We start from the raw sequence: 16940 nt of genomic DNA on the forward strand, positions 1-16940 counted from the left end.
AAAAATGGCGGAAATTAAAGTACCTGAATTAGCGGAATCGATCTCGGAAGGAACGATTGCCCAATGGCTAAAGCAGCCGGGCGATTATGTGGAGCAGGGAGAATACCTGTTAGAACTTGAAACAGATAAAGTCAATGTCGAACTGACAGCCGAAGAATCTGGTGTACTGAAAGAAGTGCTGAAGGATTCTGGTGACACTGTACAAGTTGGAGAAGTCATCGGAACAATTGCAGCAGGTGAAGCTGGCGGAAGCGAGTCCGCAGCTCCAGCACCTGAGCAAGAGTCTGCACCAGCTTCGAAAGAAGAACCGGCAGCTGCTCAAAAAGAAGAAGCAGTGAAAGAAGAGCCGAAATCTGGTAATGGCAGAACCATCGCTTCTCCTGCAGCTAGAAAACTAGCGAGAGAGAAGGGACTAGACTTATCTGAGATTCCAACCGTAGATCCGCTGGGCAGGGTACGAAAGCAGGATGTCGCTTCTTATCAAAAGAATGAAGCACCTGCAAGTGCACCGAAAGCCGCGCCAAAAGCAAATGCTGCGGTGCAAAATGAGCAACCAGGAAAGCCTGTTGAACGTGAGAGAATGTCACGCCGCAGACAAACGATTGCAAAACGTTTAGTTGAGGTTCAGCAAACGGCTGCGATGCTGACGACATTTAATGAAGTAGATATGACGGCTGTGATGGACTTAAGAAAGCGCCGTAAAGATGCGTTCCTTGAACAAAATGATGTAAAGCTTGGCTTCATGTCCTTCTTCACAAAAGCAGTTGTAGCAGCACTGAAGAAATATCCGCTACTTAACGCAGAAATTCAAGGTGATGAGCTTGTCTTGAAGAAATTCTATGACATCGGCATCGCTGTTGCTGCAAACGAAGGACTTGTCGTACCGGTTGTCCGTGATGCAGACAGATTGTCGTTTGCAGGGATTGAAAAGGAAATTGGTCATCTTGCGAAAAAAGCAAGAGATAACAAATTGTCTCTGAATGAGCTACAAGGTGGATCATTCACGATCACTAACGGTGGAACATTCGGTTCACTGCTTTCAACACCAATTTTAAACAGCCCTCAAGTTGGAATTTTAGGTATGCATAAAATTCAGCTTCGTCCTGTGGCAATTGATGAAGAACGTTTTGAAAACCGTCCGATGATGTATTTAGCTCTTTCTTACGACCACCGAATTGTCGATGGTAAAGAAGCAGTTGGATTCCTTGTCACGATTAAAAACTTGCTTGAAGATCCGGAGCAGCTATTGCTTGAAGGATAATCTCCAATTTGAAAAGCTAGCACCCGTTAAGGTGCTAGCTTTTTTTCTTTTTCATTTTCAGGATTTCCTTTTTTTGACCAATATGTTGCAAGCCAGGAACCAGATAAATTATGCCACACACTAAAAATGGCACTTGGAACGGCTGCAAGTGGCGAGAAGTGCGCTGTTGCTAGAGCTGCACCGAGTCCAGAGTTTTGCATGCCAACTTCGATCGAGATCGCTCTACGAGAAGGGATATCCATTTTGCACCACTTTGCGATCAGGTAACCAAATAAAAGACCAAGTCCATTATGTAATATAACAACCGCCAATATCAGCAGTCCAGATTGAAGAATCTGCTCTTTATTTGCACTGACAACCGCAGCAATGATCACCACGATTCCGGCAACAGATACAAGCGGCAGTGCTTGAACCGCATACGATACTTGTTTTTTAAAAAACAATTTCACAAGAATACCTAAAATAATAGGGATTAAGACAACTTGTACAATGGATAAAAACAGAGCCTCTGGTGATACAGGTAACCAAGATCTTGCAAAAATTAAAATGAAAACAGGGGTTAAAAACGGCGCAAGCAATGTTGATATGGTGGTTACAGCTACAGATAAAGCTGTATTTCCTTTCGCCAAAAAGGTCATGACGTTCGATGCTGTACCGCCTGGGCAGCAGCCTACGAGAACAACTCCTACTGCGATTTCAGACGGAAGCCGCAGTCCGTAAGCTAACAAAAAGGCAAGAAGCGGCATGAGTGTGTACTGCGTCAGCACCCCGATCAGAACATAAAGAGGTTTTCGAAACAGTTCTTTAAAATCTTCAGCGGACAAGGTAAGCCCCATTCCAAACATAATAATACCGAGTAAAAAAGGAATATACGGTCCAATCTTAGAGAATTCGGCAGGAAAGGCAAATCCAAGAAGTGCAAAGACAATGACCCAAATCGCAAAGGTCCTTCCTGCAAAGTGACTAATAGTTAAAAGAATCTTCATTTATTGTTTCAACTCTCTTTCCTTACATATCTTTTTTATTTTAAACGAATTTTCTGAAAAAACAACCCATTCTTTATAGTGATGATCATAATAAAATTATGTAAACTAAATTGAATTAAAAACCCCCATATAAGCATTTGCCTATATGGAGTATTGTCTTAAAAAGGGGTCCATTTCACTTGCTGAGCTTGCTTTAGTCGTGCTTCTGGCTCACGCCAGTCAACGACATTCCACCAACGGTCTACATATTGTGCTTTTTCATTCAGATATTGCAGATAGTAGGCATGTTCCCATACGTCAAGAGCTAGAAGAGGGATCACATCCCATTGTGATAGTAATTGATGGCGTTCGGCTTGTAAAATCTCTAATCGTTGAGATCTTGGTGCCCATACAAGAATGGCCCAGCCAACACCTTCTACTTGTTTGGCTGCAGCTGAAAATTGGGATTTGAATGCATCATAGCTTTCAAACGATTGTTCAATGAGACGCAGCATTTGTCCAGTGGGCTTTCGTTTTCCTGAAGGACTCATAGAAAACCAAAAAATGCAATGTAAATAGTGTCCCGCACCATTGAAGGCAAGCTCCCGTTCCCAATGCTTGATCATTTTAAAATCATTGGTTCTTCTCGCTCTTTTTAAGGCAAGCTCAGCTTGGTTCAGACCATCAACATATGATTGATGATGTTTCTGGTGATGCAAATACATAATCTCTTTTGAAATAAACGGTTCTAGTGCATCATACCGGTAAGGGAGCGGAGGTAATTTATGGTCGCCAGCTGCCACATCTCGCATTGCTTCTAGTGGTTTCATATCCTCTGCAATACTTTCAGCCAATTCGTACCACTCTTCTTCACTGGAATATTCATCATTCATGATGAACGATAAATGTTCTGTTTTCTGACGGATGTTGTCATCTTGAACTGCACCTTGAATGGAGCTAAGCCAATCTTTAAGCTGCATGCGATATTCTTCCTTATTCATTTTTACGCCTCATTTCTTCTAAAAATGTGGAACAAGCCATCATTGGAAAGACAAATGGATAGCTATGATAGGTGATGTAAAATTGCTTTGGAAGACCAATGCCTACTGGATAGTGCAAGGCTTCACTCGAGTGCTGATGATGAATCAAAAATGAGATGGCTTTTAAAATTGTTGTGTGATCCGGCTTCTCATATTGTAAAAGTGCCTCAGCAGCCCAAGCCGTTTGAACCACTGTTCCAAATGGGAGCGGGACATATCTTTTTACCTCTGCACTTTTACACGATTCTCCGAAGCTGCCATCTTCCAATTGAATTGTTTTTAAAAATCGACACGCTTTTTGAACAGCAGGATGCGATGAGGGGATGCCAGCAGCCTTTAGTCCTGTTAATGCAGCCCAGGTTCCATAAATATAGCAAACGCCCCATCTGCCAAACCATGATCCGTTGTTCTCTTGATGATCAAGAAGCCATTTTACGCAATGATCTTTTTGTCTTTGCATGAGTGGTGACATGTTGTTCTCTTCAAGACCGATGAGATGAAGCACACGACCTGTAATATCAGGAGTAGATGGGTCAATGGCCGCATCCTCAGCAGATTCGAGCGGAAGATGACGAAGCAAGAAGTGATCTTGATTTTTTTCAAAAGCAGAAAAGCCGCCATCACGGTTTTGCATGGAAAGAAGCCAATCAAACCCTCGTTTCCACTGAACCGGTGCGTAGGTGTGAGGAATGGCTTTTAACACAATTTGCGTATCATCACAATCAGGGTTATTTGTGTTCAAATCTGAAAAACCAAAGCCTCCCGGAGCCGCATGCCGGTTATGAATCGCCCAATCTGCTTTCTTCATTTGCTGCCGGTTCAATAAGTACGTAAAAGACTTTTCGATAACTGGATCTTCTTGTGTTCTGCCTGCTCGCTGAGAAGCATAACTGACAAGCGCTGTATCCCAAACTGTGGATGTAGAATTCTCAGCATATTTCCTGCCCCCACAGTCAGTGACTATCTTTTTCATCCCTTTAACTGCTTTTAAAATGAGATGATGTCCTGGAGAGTATCCAAGACTCATGAGTGCATAGACCATAAAAATACTGGCACTTAAATAGCTGTACAGCGTGCCATCTTTTTCAAGGCGGTCAAACATATACCGCTTCGCTGCCTCATACCCGAAAAAGTCGAGGCGGCTGTCGAGTGCTGTATACGACCGCATGTACGCTAGAAAGTGGTGAGTGGAACGTTCTTCTCTTGCCATAAACCAGTCAAAAGGATTTTTAGACATGTTCGCATCAAGATGTGCTAAGCTTGGAAACTGTTCATGAGAGGTATATCGTTTGTTGAGTGCAATCATCATTGGGACAAAATGAATTCTTGCATATGCACTAAGATGATAGAAGTGCAGCGGAAAGTATGTAGGGATGAGTAAAAATGAAAGTGGCGCATAGAAGTATGGCCAAGGGTGCATGCCATTGACGGCAAGCATCCACTTTGTCATAAAATGAACGTCTTTTAATCCGCCTTTTGATCGAATAAAGTGTGCTGCTTTTTCCATATGCGGCTCATCTTGTTGAAACCTCCCTGAAACGAGCATTCCACAATAGCCTTGCACAGTCGCTGTTACATGTCCCGATTGATCATGATACAAAGAAAAAGAACCATCTTCATTTTGCTTTTCGCGAATTGCTTCTGCCAATTGATGAACGAGTGCCTGGTCCGAATCACCGACAGCTTTTAACAGCATAATCAAAAAAGCATTTGTCATCATTGGGCCTTCAAAGCAGAAGACAAAAGCGCCATCTTCTCGTTGTCTGCGTAGCATTTGCATGTGCAATTCATCAATAAATTCGTTTACTTTCGTTTTGAAATCTTGCATATGCGGCCATGCTCCTTTCCTTTATTACTATATTCAGGAGACTGCCTGTCACATGCAATCACAAAAAAAGCCGATGACATGGTCACCGGCTTTATAGGCGTCATTAGTCTTGGAGATTAATCCACACACTTTTGACTTCTGTATAGTTGTTAAGGGCGTATGATCCCATTTCTCTGCCAAGACCTGATTGCTTGTATCCTCCAAACGGGGCTGCAGCATCAAAGACATTATAGCAGTTGACCCAAATCGTGCCTGCTTCAAGACGTGCAGCAATGTCATGGGCATGTTTTAAGTTTTCTGTCCAAAGTCCTGCTGCTAATCCATAGTCAGACTGGTTGGCTCTTTCGACCACTTCATCAATGGAATCGTATGGAATCGCAGATAGGACAGGCCCGAAGATTTCTTCTTTTGCGATGGTCATGTCATCTTCTACATCTTTAAAAACAGTAGGGGAGACAAAATAGCCAGCCTCATAAGGGCAATCGCCACCGACAACGGCTGTTGCACCTTCAGATTTACCTTTTTCAATATATCCTAACACGCGCTCATGCTGTTCTTTACTTACAAGAGGTCCGATTTGCGTATCTTGATGAAGACCGGCGCCTTGCTTGAGGGATGTCGCATACTTAGCCATTTGATCGACAACCTCATCATATTGACTCCGGTGAACAAAGACTCTAGAACCTGCAGAGCACACTTGGCCTTGGTTAAACATGACCCCATTTAAAGCACCTGGAATGGCTTTCTTTAAATCGGCATCTGGCAATATAATATTTGGTGATTTTCCGCCAAGTTCTAATGTGACCCTCTTAATGGATTTGGCTGCTTTCTCCATGATGAGTTTCCCAACGCTTGTTGACCCCGTGAAGGCAAGCTTATTTACATCAGGGTGATCGGTTAATGCGTTTCCAGCTGTTTCACCAAATCCAGGAACGATGTTAATCACACCTTCTGGGAAGCCGGCTTTATCCACTAATTCAGCTAAATAAAGAGCAGAGAGGGGTGTTTGTTCTGCTGGCTTTAAAACGATGGTGCAGCCAGTTGCAAGTGCAGCACCCATTTTCCACATGGCCATGAGCAGCGGGAAGTTCCAAGGAATGATTTGTCCTACAACACCAACAGGCTCATGACGGGTATAATTAAAATAACCTTGACTGACAGGAATGGTTTGTCCGCTTATTTTGGTCGTCCAGCCCGCATAATAGCGCATATGCTCAATGGCGAGAGGGATATCTGCATTTGTTGTTTCATTAATTGGTTTTCCGTTATCTAAAGTTTCAAGCTGCGCGAGCTCTTCTTGGTTTTCTTCCATTAAATCAGCAAGCTTGAACATGAGGCGGGCGCGTTCAGCGGCAGACATTGAGCGCCATGGGCCTTGAAAGGCTTTTTTGGCAGCCTTTACTGCTTCATCAATGTCTTTTGCACCTGCTTCATATACATCAATAAGGGTTTCACCTGTGGCTGGGTTAGGAGTCGAAAAGGTTTTGTTATCGTGACTTGTGACAAACTGACCGTTAATGTAGAGTTTTTTCGTCCCTTGGAGAAAAGAATCGAGTTTTGAACTAATTTGAAGTGTTGTAGAGCTCATAAATAAACAAACCTCCTTAAAGATATGGGTTGTTCTGCGAGTTCTAGGTGGAAAAGCGGACCTGAAGCAAATGAACCAGTATACGCACATGTGTGTAAACGTATACATTCATCATATTACACGACATGTTTAAAAGCAATCCATAACACTCATTGCATTTCACGAAAAATTGGCTACAATAAATGTATAGATGAAAAAAGGAGTTTTTAAATCATGATCCATCAAAACTGGCAAACGGCTCAAACGTTAAAGCAAGTAAAATGTATACATACGAATGCGAAAAAATATATGGTCGACCGTGCACTAACGGTTGGAAGCACATATGAAGTGAAAAATGAGACAGAAGAATTCCTCTTTGTCGTTGATAATACAGGTAAAGTAGGCGGGTATTATAAAGAGTATTTCGAAGACATTTCTGCTGAATGATTTTAGTGATCATCACTCATACTAAGAAAAACAGTAAAGGGTGATGATGATGAAAAAGAAGCAAACAGACGAGCAGAATAATCAAAATGCTTGGCATGATCACGAAGATGCTGATATGGCGATTACGCTTGAGCAGATTTCCGATGTATATGCCGAGGGAACCATTGATACACCAAAAGACGAATAGTCCAGATTGTTGACAAAGTGCTAAAATGATCTTTATTTTAGCACTTTGTCTTCATTTTTCAGCGTGACATGAAAACCTTTGCAGTCTAGGAAGAATGAGTACCGGAGCGGAGCGAATTTGACATTCGTGAGCACCGGCGCGCAGGACTGACAAAGAATGCGAGGTTTTGTATACACGCTGACAGTGATTTGAAAAAATCACTGTTTTTTTATTGGTAACATTCAGCAATTTTTCTCAAAAAGAACTGAAACTTTTTTCCTGCTTTAACTGTCTAAATAAGTAGAGGAAAGAGCATCGAATCAAAAAGAAAAAGTTAAATGAAATTTAATCTATTCGTAATGGAATAACGACCATTTATAGCGTATTCTATAAGTGAGAATAAAACGTACCCACAGAGCGTGCGTCCGTTTTTTCATAAAGGAATTTGATGGAGGAAGAGGGGGGTTACGTGGGTATTTTTTCTGTCAGTAAACAAAATGATAAGAAATTCGAATCCTTACTAATTGAAGGGGAAAGAATTGAGGCTGTTTACAGACTGCGTCACGACCAAATTTGTTTCACCAATAAACGACTGATCTTTGGCGATAACCGCGTATTTTCTAAGAAGAAAGTCAGGGTCTCCTTGCCGTATCGATCAATTGAAAGTTTTGCCATTCAAGAAGCTGGCGTGTTTGATCAGGACACAGGTATGCTGCTTGTCACAAGCTCAAAAGTATTTGAACTCGATTTTTCGAAAGAGACGGATTTGAGTGATGTGCAAGCCATTTTGACAAAACATCTTTGCTGATCAACCTTGCGATTACATAGATCATGCACTTTTCTCATTCTACTTATTTTAATAGATCGCACATTTCCTGAGCCCTTACCCATATTTTCTGGGAAGGGCTTTTTTTGTTTAGGTGTTTGAATGATAGCAAAAAAGGATAAAGATGAAACAGATACAGAAAGGAGAATGAACAATGAAAGTATTAGTTGCTGGAGCAAATGGACATACAGGCAGGCTCGTCATTCGTTATTTAAAAGAAAAAGGACATGAGCCGCTTGCTCTCATTCGAGATGAAAAACAAGCGGATGCGCTAAAGGAACTTGGTGCAGCGCCTGTCATCGGTGATCTTGAAAAGGATGTGACAGATGCTGTGAAACAAGCAGATGCTGTCATCTTTGCAGCTGGTTCAGGCTCAAAAACAGGTGCAGATAAGACGATTGCAGTGGATCAAGAAGGTGCAAAACGCCTTGTCGACACAGCGAAAAAAGAAAACATTCAGCATTTTGTTATGCTGAGTTCCTATAATGCCGATGACCCAAACCAGGGAAAAGGGCAAGGAAGTATGGAAATTTATTATGAGGCGAAAAGAAAAGCAGATGAACACTTAAAACAGTCTGGGCTTTCCTATACCATCGTCCGTCCAGGCGCCTTGCTGCATGATGAAAAGACAGGAAAGATTGAAGCTGCGGAGCATATTCCAGATGATCAAAACATTGAGATTTCAAGAGAGGACGTAGCCGCTGTACTTGTGGAAAGCTTAACGGAATCCAATGTGAAAAATAAATCCTTTGACTTGATTAAAGGGGATAAACCAGTAGAAGAAGCACTTCGCACCATGTAAGAGAAGAAAGCTGCTGCCAAAAAGGCGGCGGCTTTTTTGATGTTTTCAATTCCCTTGCAGCGGGAAGTTAATGAGAAAGGAGTGATTGACCGTGGGCTTAACGAAAGAACAAAAAGCTGATTTATACGAAAGATTGAATCAATTAAAAGAAGATGTGAAAGGGTCAAAAAAGAAAGAAGAATCTATGCTAAGTGAATCCAGCGAGATTTCAAATGGTGTTGGGAACCATATCGCTGATCATGGGAGCATCTATTTAGACCGCATGACAGAACAAACGCTGGATCAAGTTGATGGCCAGCTTGAAGACGAAATTGATGCAGCACTAAAACGAATGGAAGACGGAACATATGGGATATGTGAGAAAACAGGGAAAGACATTCCATATGAACGTTTAAAAGCAGTCCCCTATACACGTTATTCAATCGATGCGAAGAAAAACGAAGAAACGACTCAAGACCCAAACGAGTTTGACCGTAATTTCTCTGATCAAATGCGTGATTTAACAAATAGAGAAACAATGGATCAGATGCATTCAGATACGTATGAACGATTAGAGGAAGAGCAGGATGTTGACATAGACGAAGAAAAATAGGATAATAAGTGGAAGTTACATTTTTTCAGAATAATGTTTTCTTATGTGTGCAAGGACAAATATCTTGTATACATAAGTATTTCTTAGAAAAAAGATCTCTTGAAATTTAATAAACTTTCGTGTAATATAGTTTAAAGGCTGCGATGCGCGTAATGTTAATTAAGTTTTAACCTTTAAGCTGTAATAGGGAGTTTTATATTGAAGCCGGAATGTCATGCCTCCTTAGAGAGGAAGACAGGAACGTTTCTGCAAACACCCACTTTGAGGAGTGGTGGTTTAAAACTTTCTTACTTAGATTACGGCATCCGCAGCTTTTCCTAGGATGATTCAAGCCATTTTCCATTTCGGAAAATGGCTTTTTATTTTGTGAAAATGCGAAATTGGACAGATCGCCTGTAGAGGCAAGAATATATGTTAAAATGGACAAAACTAATGACGGAGAGGGAATTGGATGTTAGAACAAGCAGAAGCACTCCTGAAACAATACTATGGCTTTGATGTCTTTAGAAAAGGACAGAAACAAGCCATTGAAGCGATTGTAAATAAACAAAAGGATACTGTCTGCATTATGCCGACAGGCGGAGGGAAGTCAGTTTGCTATCAGATCCCTGCCCTCATGATGGAAGGTACAACGATCGTTGTATCTCCGCTTATTTCTTTAATGAAGGATCAGGTCGATGCGTTAAATGAGATGGGAATACGTTCTTCCTTTTTAAACAGCACACTTTCCGCAGCTGAAATGAATGAAAGGCTGAAAAAATGCGAAAATGGGGAATATGAGCTGCTTTATATCACACCTGAACGCTTACAAAATGAACGTTTTTTTCAGCTGCTGGATCGGTTAACGATCCCTTTAATCGCGATTGATGAAGCGCACTGTATATCTGAGTGGGGGCATGATTTTAGGCCAAGTTATCGCTTCATTCAAGAATGCTTGAACAAGCTGTCAAAAAGGCCGGTGATTGTCGCATTAACAGCTACAGCGACGAAAAAGGTTCACCAAGATATATGTGAACAGCTTGGCATGAACGCAGAAGAAACCATCTTTACTGGGTTTGCTAGAGAAAATTTGTCCTTTCAAGTGATCAAAGGGGAAAATAGTGACCGTTTTATCACACAATATATGAAGAAAAACAGTCTTGAGTCTGGCATTATTTATACAGCAACTCGTAAAGAAGCGGATAACATTTATAATCGACTAAAAAAACAAAAGATCAAAGCTGGCGTTTATCATGGCGGATTGGATGACCATACGAGAGAAGAGCAGCAAAACCTGTTTTTAAATGATGACATCCAGGTTATGGTCGCTACATCAGCATTTGGCATGGGAATCAATAAGTCGAATGTACGTTTTGTGATCCATCATCAAATTCCAAGGGATATTGAAAGCTACTATCAAGAAGCTGGGCGTGCCGGCAGAGACGGGCTTGAAAGTGAATGCATTTTACTGTTTTCACCACAAGGCGTAAGAGTGCAGCGCTTTCTCATTGAGCAGTCAACAGAAGATGAGGTGCGCTATCAGCATGAACTGCTTAAATTAAGGCAAATGGTGGATTACTGTCATACTGAGCAATGTCTGCAGCAATTTGTGATGGACTATTTTGATCAAACAGCTAGTTCGCCTTGCGGTAAATGCAGCAACTGCCTTGATGAAAGAGAGCGTGAAGAGGTCACAAGAGAAGCACAGATGGTGTTATCTTGTACAGTGAGGATGAATGAGCGATTCGGTAAAATGATGATAGCCCAAGTACTGGCAGGCTCTAAAAACAAAAAAGTGCTTGAGCTAGGTTTCGACCGTCTCCCTACATATGCTTTAATGAAACAACATTCGGCTCAGCAAATCAGTGACTTCATTGAATTTTTAATTACAGAAGAGTATTTGCACATGTCTGAAGGTGCTTACCCAACACTTAAGGTGACCCATAAAGGGAAGAAAGTGTTAGTTGGACAAGAGACAGTGTATAAAAAGCAGGCGATCAAAGCAGAGGCCATTCAAGAAAATGATGCATTATTTGAGCGATTGAGAATGCTGAGAATGAAGCTAGCTAGAGAGCAAGGCGTCCCGCCATTTGTTGTATTTTCTGATCAAACATTGAAGGAAATGTCAGCTGTAGAGCCTAAAACAGATGATGAATTACTCCAAATTAAGGGGATTGGCGCTCAAAAAAGAGAGAAATACGGAGATGTTTTTTTAGAAGAAATTCGTTTATTTATAGAAAAAGAGAAAAAATAAAGTGTTTAAAGAAGAAAAATAAATTTTTTTCGCTGCACTTGGACACGTTTTCATCAGGTCGTTTTCGATCCTTTTAAAACCTTGATATGGCGGGGAATCAAGCCGTTTTGTGGTCTGATTTACCAATGGAGAGAGATGTTTCATGTAAAGGAACTGTAATCTAAAACATATCGTTTTGTTATTGAAATGACATTTACATATGTTACGATAGCACTCGTTAGCCGCCATAAAAAGCTAACAAGGGAGGATTTACTTTATGAAGAAGACTATTATGTCCTTGGTTGCTGTTGCAGCAATCTCAACAACAGCATTTGGAGCGCAGCAAGCTTCTGCAAAGGAAATCACTGTACAGAAAGGTGATACACTTTGGGGAATCTCACAAAAAAATGATGTGTCTCTAAAGGACCTAAAGGGTTGGAACAATTTATCTACTGATATGATCTATGTAGGTGATAAATTGACAATCTCTTCAAAAGAGAAAACTCAGGAGCAGTATAAAGTCCAGAAGGGGGACAGCCTCTGGAAAATCGCTCAAAAATTTAATGTGTCAATTAGCGATATTAAGTCTTGGAATAACTTAAACTCAGATATAATTATGATTGGTTCAACACTAAGTGTTGCTGGTCAAAGCTCGGCTCCGGTAAGCTCAGAACCTGTTCAAAAACAGGAACCTGTCCAAAAAGAGCAAACAACGAAAAAAGCTGCTCCTAAAAAGGAAACAGCTAAAGCAGAATCATCTTCTGCTAGTCAAAGTGTACAAAAAGAAATGACTGTTACGGCTACGGCTTATACAGCAAATGATGGTGGCATCTCAGGTATCACTGCAACAGGGGTAAACTTAAACAAAAACCCAAACGCAAAAGTTATTGCAGTAGATCCTAGTGTCATTCCATTAGGAAGTAAGGTTTATGTTGAAGGCTACGGTGAAGCCATCGCAGCAGATACTGGCGGCGCAATTAAAGGTAACAAAATTGATGTACATGTACCAAGCAAATCCCAAGCGCAAAATTGGGGCGTAAAATCAGTCAAAGTAAAAGTACTTAACTAGTAAACAATTGTTTTTTTGGAAGAAAGCATCAGGTGGCGGCCTGATGCTTTTATTATACCCTTTTTTTGGTCAAAAATACACATATTTTTCTGAAAAGTTTGCATTTTCGACAAAAAGCAGCGCATATCTTATGATACACGCTGGTTTTTGTCGTTAGCTGTCCACCCAATAAATTTCTCCGCTTTGTTCTTTCCAATTGATTTGGACATCAAATTGATGCTTTTCATAAAAATGAATCAAGCGATCCACGTGATTCCAGTCCCTTTTGACGAGGTCGCCAGTAATCACTGGTATGTTCTGCTCTCTTGCGATTTCTTTTAAATGCTTCATACAGATGGAGCCGTACCCATTATCTGGCGGGCCTTTAATATCGGCAATATGAATCTTTCCTTCTTCAGGATATTCCGCAATTAAGGAAAAATCAGATTGTCCGCGAAAAGCTTTTTCACAATCGCTCAACATAATTTTACATGTATCTGCACTTTCAATGGCAGAGACGATCATCCACTCATCTTCTTTCGCTTGATCGATGCCAATGATTTTTGCTTTTTTCGAAATATCTTTCATATTTTCTTGCATTCGATACATTTGGAACTGCAATTGCTGTAATTCTTGCTCTAACGTCTTCACATCTTTGGCTGTTTCCTGTAAGATTGACAAGTCCATTACTCCTTTCATATCAGAAATGATAAAAATCACATAAATTCCAATTCTAAAGGAAGTGGATGGATCTTTCAAGCCGTTAGAACGCCTGCAACCCTTAAGTTTGTCTAAAATTCGACGAAGACAGCGAATTCATTGACTTTATAGAGAAAGTTAAATAACATACTCTTAGTCGGAACTAATAAAGAGAGGTTTTCAAACATGAACGAACAGAATCAAAAACCGAAAAATTTCACTGGTATTGTGATCATTTTAACAATTGCCATAAACGGATTAATCGCTTTATTATTTTTAATGCCAAAATCAGATAAATTTAGCCATCTGGATATTACATTTTTGCCGTTACTCAATGCCGTGATGAACAGCTTTACGTTTATCTTTTTACTTTCAGCACTCATCATGATTAAACAAAAGAACATTAAAGCGCATAGACGATTTATCTTTGCTGCATTTTCAACGACACTTGTCTTTTTAATTTCGTATGTGACGTATCATTCAATGGCAGCTGATACCCATTTCGGAGGAGAAGGGATCATCCGTCCAATTTACTTCTTTATTTTAATCACACATATCGTCTTATCAGCTGTAATTGTACCGCTTGCCCTGATTACTCTGTTTAGAGGTGCACAGATGCAAGTCGAGCGTCACCGTAAAATTGCCCGCTGGACAATGCCGCTATGGCTTTATGTCAGTCTCACTGGCGTCATTGTGTATATGATGATTTCTCCATATTACAGCTAACGTATGCCCAACTGGACATACGTTCTTTTATTTACAAGAGGCAGTGCTTTGGATAAAATGGGAATTGGGTATCCGGCTTGCACGGTATCTTCCCATCTATAGACTCACATCATTTCTGGCCGTTTGCTCGTTTGGAGAACAACAATTGAACGAAACGGGGGTTGTATGATGACTGAACAACTGCAGTATAAACCGGGGCTTGAAGACATTGTGGCAAGCGAAACGTCTATCTCATACTTAGATGTGCAGCAAGAAGAAATTGTAATTCGCGGGTATGACCTCATCGAGTTGGCACAAAAAAAGACCTATTTAGAAACAGCCTATCTGCTTATTTATGGAAGATTACCAGATACCATGGAATATCACCAATTTCAGCAAGACATTTCCTCACAAACCAACTTACATCCAACCATTCAAACCATTTTAACAAAGCTGCCAAAAACCACTCATCCTATGGATGCCATGAGAACGTGCATATCTGCTCTTAGTGGGTACGATGATGCATTACATGATCGATCAGAAACGTGCCAGCAAAGGCGTGCTGTTCGATTACTCGGCCAGCTGCCGGCCATTGTTGCTGGAAGCTATCATATTCTCACAAAAGACGCCGCTATTTCTCCAGATCAGACCAAATCCTACACTGAAACCTTTTTAGCCATGCTAACAGGACGTACTCCAACACAAGACGAAATCACCGCTTTTGACCAAACTCTCACATTATATAGTGAACATGAACTGCCTAATTCAACGTTTGCCGCTAGAGTCATCGCATCCACACATTCTGACATGTATGGTGCTTTTACTGGAGCGATTTCTTCATTAAAAGGTGACTTGCACGGAGGAGCGAATGAAGCTGTCATGCACATGCTTCTCGAAGGAAAAACAACGGAAGGCTTCCTTGCGCTGATTGAGCGAAAATTAGCCGCAAAAGAAAAAATGATGGGCTTTGGCCATAGGGTATACATGAGAAAAATGGACCCAAGAGCCGCTCTTTTAAAACGATCATTGAAAACGCTTACGGAATCAAAGGGAGATACAACGCTTTATGACATGTGTGTAGCAGGCGAGGCATACATGAAAGAGAAGAAAAACCTCTATCCAAATCTTGATTATTACGCCGCCCCTATTTATTACGTGCTCGGAATTCCGATTTCACTTTATACACCGATTTTCTTTGCTGCGAGAGCTAGCGGATTAGCTGCCCATGTCATTGAACAGCATTTGCATAATCGCATTTTTAGACCGAGAGTCCGGTATTTAGGGCCAAGAGGATTAAAAGTCTCAGATGATGATAGAAAAACGGGGGAATGAACATGAATAAAACAGCAGTCGCCAATCAAACGGATCAGCTATTGGAAGAAATCGCAGCCTATGCAGTAGACGGGGAGATTACGAGCAAAGAAGCCATTGAAACAGCGCGGTATGTACTGATAGACACACTCGGCTGCGGAATGCTGGCGCTCAATTTTCCGGAATGTACGAAGCATCTTGGCCCCATCGTACCTGGTACCGTTGTGCCTAACGGAGCAAGAGTTCCAGGCACTTCGTTTGTGCTAGATCCTGTTCAAGCGGCTTTTGATATAGGCTGTATGATTCGCTGGTTAGATTATAATGACACGTGGCTTGCAGAGGAGTGGGGACATCCGTCAGATAACTTAGGCGGAATATTAGCTGTAAGTGATTACATCAGCAGAACGCGGCTTGCAAACGGTGAAGAGCCGCTTTCGATGAATGACGTACTGCATGCGATCGTCAAGGCACATGAAATTCAAGGTGTGCTCGCTTTAGAAAATTGTCTGAATCGAAATGGCTTGGACCATGTGCTATTTGTCAAAGTGGCAACAAGTGCTGTTGTGTGTGCATTGCTTGGCGGAACAAAGGAAGACGTGCAGCATGTTTTATCGCAAGCGTTTGTTGATAATTCTCCGCTTAGGACGTATCGCCACGCCCCAAACACAGGATCAAGGAAATCGTGGGCAGCGGGTGATGCAACAAGCCGCGGGGTAAGACTGGCAATGATGACACTAAAAGGGGAAATGGGCTATCAAACGCCGCTCAGTGCTGAGAAGTGGGGCTTTGAAGATGTTCTTATGCAAGGAAAATCTCTCACACTCGCTCAGCCGCTAGGATCATACGTCATAGAAAATGTGCTTTTCAAAATTGCTTATCCTGCTGAGTTTCATGCCCAGACGGCTGCAGAGGCCGCTATGATGCTGCATGACGCTGTAAAAGATCGACTAGATGACATTGACAGGGTAGAGATTACAACACATGAATCAGCGATTCGGATTATTGATAAGAAGGGGCCGCTGTATAACCCAGCAGACCGCGATCATTGCTTGCAATATATTACCGCGATTGGATTGATCTATGGTGAGCTAACAGCTGACCATTATGAAGAAGAAACGGCGCAAAATCCGGTCATTGATCGTCTCCGGGATCAAATGGTCGTCAAAGAAGATAAACGATATACAGCGGATTATTTAGATCCGAAAAAGAGATCAATAGCAAACTGTGTGCAGATCTTCTTTAAAGACGGGACGATGACAGACCGAATCGAAATTGAATATCCACTTGGTCATCGCAGAAGAAGGCAGGAAGGTATTCCGCTGCTTGAAAAGAAATGGGTCTATCATTTGAAGACAAGATTTCCACAAAAACAAGTGGATCAAATTGTGTCACTCTGTCAAAATCCAAATCAATTAAAAACAACAACCGTACCAGCATTTATGGACCTATTCGTCATATAAGGGGGAACTAG

General features: G+C 41.4%; 16 protein-coding genes and 1 other RNA gene. 12 read left to right on the forward strand and 5 right to left on the reverse strand.

Translation table 11 applies throughout. The features are described from left to right. The first annotated feature begins 4 nt into the window (after positions 1 to 4). The gene (odhB, locus tag C6347_RS11730; protein ID WP_034660924.1) at positions 5 to 1261 is read left to right on the forward strand and encodes a 2-oxoglutarate dehydrogenase complex dihydrolipoyllysine-residue succinyltransferase; all 1257 of its coding nucleotides are present in this window, start codon (positions 5 to 7) and stop codon (positions 1259 to 1261) included. Between the two features lie 26 nt (positions 1262 to 1287). On the opposite strand, the gene C6347_RS11735 is transcribed toward odhB, so the two are convergent. The 4 genes from C6347_RS11735 to C6347_RS11750 all read right to left on the reverse strand — a co-directional run bounded on the left by C6347_RS11735 (position 1288) and on the right by C6347_RS11750 (position 6682). Next, positions 1288 to 2247, reverse strand: a complete 960-nt coding sequence (locus C6347_RS11735; RefSeq protein ID WP_060596548.1) for a bile acid:sodium symporter family protein — start codon at positions 2245 to 2247, stop codon at positions 1288 to 1290. Between the two features lie 158 nt (positions 2248 to 2405). Next, a complete protein-coding gene (locus C6347_RS11740) occupies positions 2406 to 3227 on the reverse strand; it encodes a superoxide dismutase (RefSeq protein WP_106071659.1) in 822 nt (273 codons plus the stop codon). Then, positions 3220 to 5094, reverse strand: a complete 1875-nt coding sequence (locus C6347_RS11745) for a terpene cyclase/mutase family protein (RefSeq protein ID WP_106039172.1) — start codon at positions 5092 to 5094, stop codon at positions 3220 to 3222. The genes C6347_RS11740 and C6347_RS11745 overlap by 8 nt, the downstream gene beginning before the upstream one ends. Before the next feature lie 103 nt (positions 5095 to 5197). Further along, the gene (locus tag C6347_RS11750; RefSeq protein ID WP_060596545.1) at positions 5198 to 6682 is read right to left on the reverse strand and encodes an aldehyde dehydrogenase family protein; all 1485 of its coding nucleotides are present in this window, start codon (positions 6680 to 6682) and stop codon (positions 5198 to 5200) included. A 213-nt stretch (positions 6683 to 6895) separates the two neighbouring features. Between C6347_RS11750 and C6347_RS11755 the strand changes: the two genes are divergently transcribed. From C6347_RS11755 to C6347_RS11790, 8 genes are all read left to right on the forward strand, one after another. Beyond that, positions 6896 to 7108 (forward strand): DUF6501 family protein, encoded by a 213-nt coding sequence (locus tag C6347_RS11755; RefSeq protein ID WP_012010250.1) that lies wholly within the window; start codon positions 6896 to 6898, stop codon positions 7106 to 7108. Between the two features lie 49 nt (positions 7109 to 7157). After that, positions 7158 to 7295, forward strand: a complete 138-nt coding sequence (locus C6347_RS11760; protein ID WP_223249850.1) for a DUF4025 domain-containing protein — start codon at positions 7158 to 7160, stop codon at positions 7293 to 7295. 448 nt (positions 7296 to 7743) lie between these two features. Then, complete coding sequence (locus C6347_RS11765; protein ID WP_024422682.1) at positions 7744 to 8082, forward strand: PH domain-containing protein; 339 nt, start codon at positions 7744 to 7746, stop codon at positions 8080 to 8082. 172 nt (positions 8083 to 8254) lie between these two features. Further along, positions 8255 to 8902: an SDR family oxidoreductase gene (locus tag C6347_RS11770; RefSeq protein ID WP_106061629.1), complete on the forward strand. Its 648-nt coding sequence runs from the start codon at positions 8255 to 8257 to the stop codon at positions 8900 to 8902. 91 nt (positions 8903 to 8993) lie between these two features. Continuing rightward, positions 8994 to 9494, forward strand: a complete 501-nt coding sequence (locus C6347_RS11775; protein WP_066030771.1) for a TraR/DksA family transcriptional regulator — start codon at positions 8994 to 8996, stop codon at positions 9492 to 9494. Positions 9495 to 9626: 132 nt separating this feature from the next. Beyond that, a non-coding RNA gene (gene ssrS / locus C6347_RS11780) (6S RNA) lies at positions 9627 to 9812 on the forward strand. A 133-nt stretch (positions 9813 to 9945) separates the two neighbouring features. Continuing rightward, positions 9946 to 11727, forward strand: coding sequence for a DNA helicase RecQ (gene recQ, locus C6347_RS11785; RefSeq protein WP_106071660.1), 1782 nt, complete (start codon positions 9946 to 9948; stop codon positions 11725 to 11727). 256 nt (positions 11728 to 11983) lie between these two features. Beyond that, positions 11984 to 12775 carry a LysM peptidoglycan-binding and 3D domain-containing protein gene (locus C6347_RS11790; RefSeq protein WP_060596542.1) on the forward strand — a complete coding sequence of 264 codons (792 nt, stop codon included), beginning with the start codon at positions 11984 to 11986 and terminating at the stop codon, positions 12773 to 12775. A 153-nt stretch (positions 12776 to 12928) separates the two neighbouring features. On the opposite strand, the gene C6347_RS11795 is transcribed toward C6347_RS11790, so the two are convergent. Then, a complete protein-coding gene (locus C6347_RS11795) occupies positions 12929 to 13441 on the reverse strand; it encodes a GNAT family protein (RefSeq protein ID WP_060596695.1) in 513 nt (170 codons plus the stop codon). Between the two features lie 198 nt (positions 13442 to 13639). Here C6347_RS11795 and C6347_RS11800 point away from each other — a divergent pair, with 198 nt between their 5' ends. The 3 genes from C6347_RS11800 to C6347_RS11810 all read left to right on the forward strand — a co-directional run bounded on the left by C6347_RS11800 (position 13640) and on the right by C6347_RS11810 (position 16929). Further along, positions 13640 to 14179, forward strand: coding sequence for a DUF420 domain-containing protein (locus tag C6347_RS11800; protein WP_003215636.1), 540 nt, complete (start codon positions 13640 to 13642; stop codon positions 14177 to 14179). Positions 14180 to 14347: 168 nt separating this feature from the next. Next, on the forward strand, positions 14348 to 15490 hold the full coding sequence (gene mmgD, locus C6347_RS11805; protein WP_106071661.1) for a citrate synthase: 1143 nt from the start codon (positions 14348 to 14350) through the stop codon (positions 15488 to 15490). 2 nt (positions 15491 to 15492) lie between these two features. Continuing rightward, positions 15493 to 16929, forward strand: coding sequence for a bifunctional 2-methylcitrate dehydratase/aconitate hydratase (locus C6347_RS11810; RefSeq protein ID WP_060596540.1), 1437 nt, complete (start codon positions 15493 to 15495; stop codon positions 16927 to 16929). The last annotated feature ends 11 nt before the right edge of the window (positions 16930 to 16940 follow it).

This window comes from Bacillus sp. NMTD17 (genome assembly GCF_002998735.1).
Classification (GTDB): domain Bacteria; phylum Bacillota; class Bacilli; order Bacillales; family Bacillaceae; genus Bacillus.

Bases quoted from the DNA above. Each gene is read 5' to 3' on its own strand.
- C6347_RS11735 (WP_060596548.1), bottom strand. From the start codon at position 2,247: ATGAAGATTCTTTTAACTATTAGTCACTTTGCAGGAAGGACCTTTGCG.
- C6347_RS11755 (WP_012010250.1), top strand. From the start codon at position 6,896: ATGATCCATCAAAACTGGCAAACGGCTCAAACGTTAAAGCAAGTAAAA.
- C6347_RS11745 (WP_106039172.1), bottom strand. From the start codon at position 5,094: ATGCAAGATTTCAAAACGAAAGTAAACGAATTTATTGATGAATTGCAC.
- recQ (WP_106071660.1), top strand. From the start codon at position 9,946: ATGTTAGAACAAGCAGAAGCACTCCTGAAACAATACTATGGCTTTGAT.
- C6347_RS11770 (WP_106061629.1), top strand. From the start codon at position 8,255: ATGAAAGTATTAGTTGCTGGAGCAAATGGACATACAGGCAGGCTCGTC.
- C6347_RS11790 (WP_060596542.1), top strand. From the start codon at position 11,984: ATGAAGAAGACTATTATGTCCTTGGTTGCTGTTGCAGCAATCTCAACA.
- C6347_RS11750 (WP_060596545.1), bottom strand. From the start codon at position 6,682: ATGAGCTCTACAACACTTCAAATTAGTTCAAAACTCGATTCTTTTCTC.
- C6347_RS11810 (WP_060596540.1), top strand. From the start codon at position 15,493: ATGAATAAAACAGCAGTCGCCAATCAAACGGATCAGCTATTGGAAGAA.
- C6347_RS11760 (WP_223249850.1), top strand. From the start codon at position 7,158: ATGAAAAAGAAGCAAACAGACGAGCAGAATAATCAAAATGCTTGGCAT.
- mmgD (WP_106071661.1), top strand. From the start codon at position 14,348: ATGACTGAACAACTGCAGTATAAACCGGGGCTTGAAGACATTGTGGCA.
- C6347_RS11795 (WP_060596695.1), bottom strand. From the start codon at position 13,441: ATGGACTTGTCAATCTTACAGGAAACAGCCAAAGATGTGAAGACGTTA.
- C6347_RS11800 (WP_003215636.1), top strand. From the start codon at position 13,640: ATGAACGAACAGAATCAAAAACCGAAAAATTTCACTGGTATTGTGATC.
- odhB (WP_034660924.1), top strand. From the start codon at position 5: ATGGCGGAAATTAAAGTACCTGAATTAGCGGAATCGATCTCGGAAGGA.
- C6347_RS11740 (WP_106071659.1), bottom strand. From the start codon at position 3,227: ATGAATAAGGAAGAATATCGCATGCAGCTTAAAGATTGGCTTAGCTCC.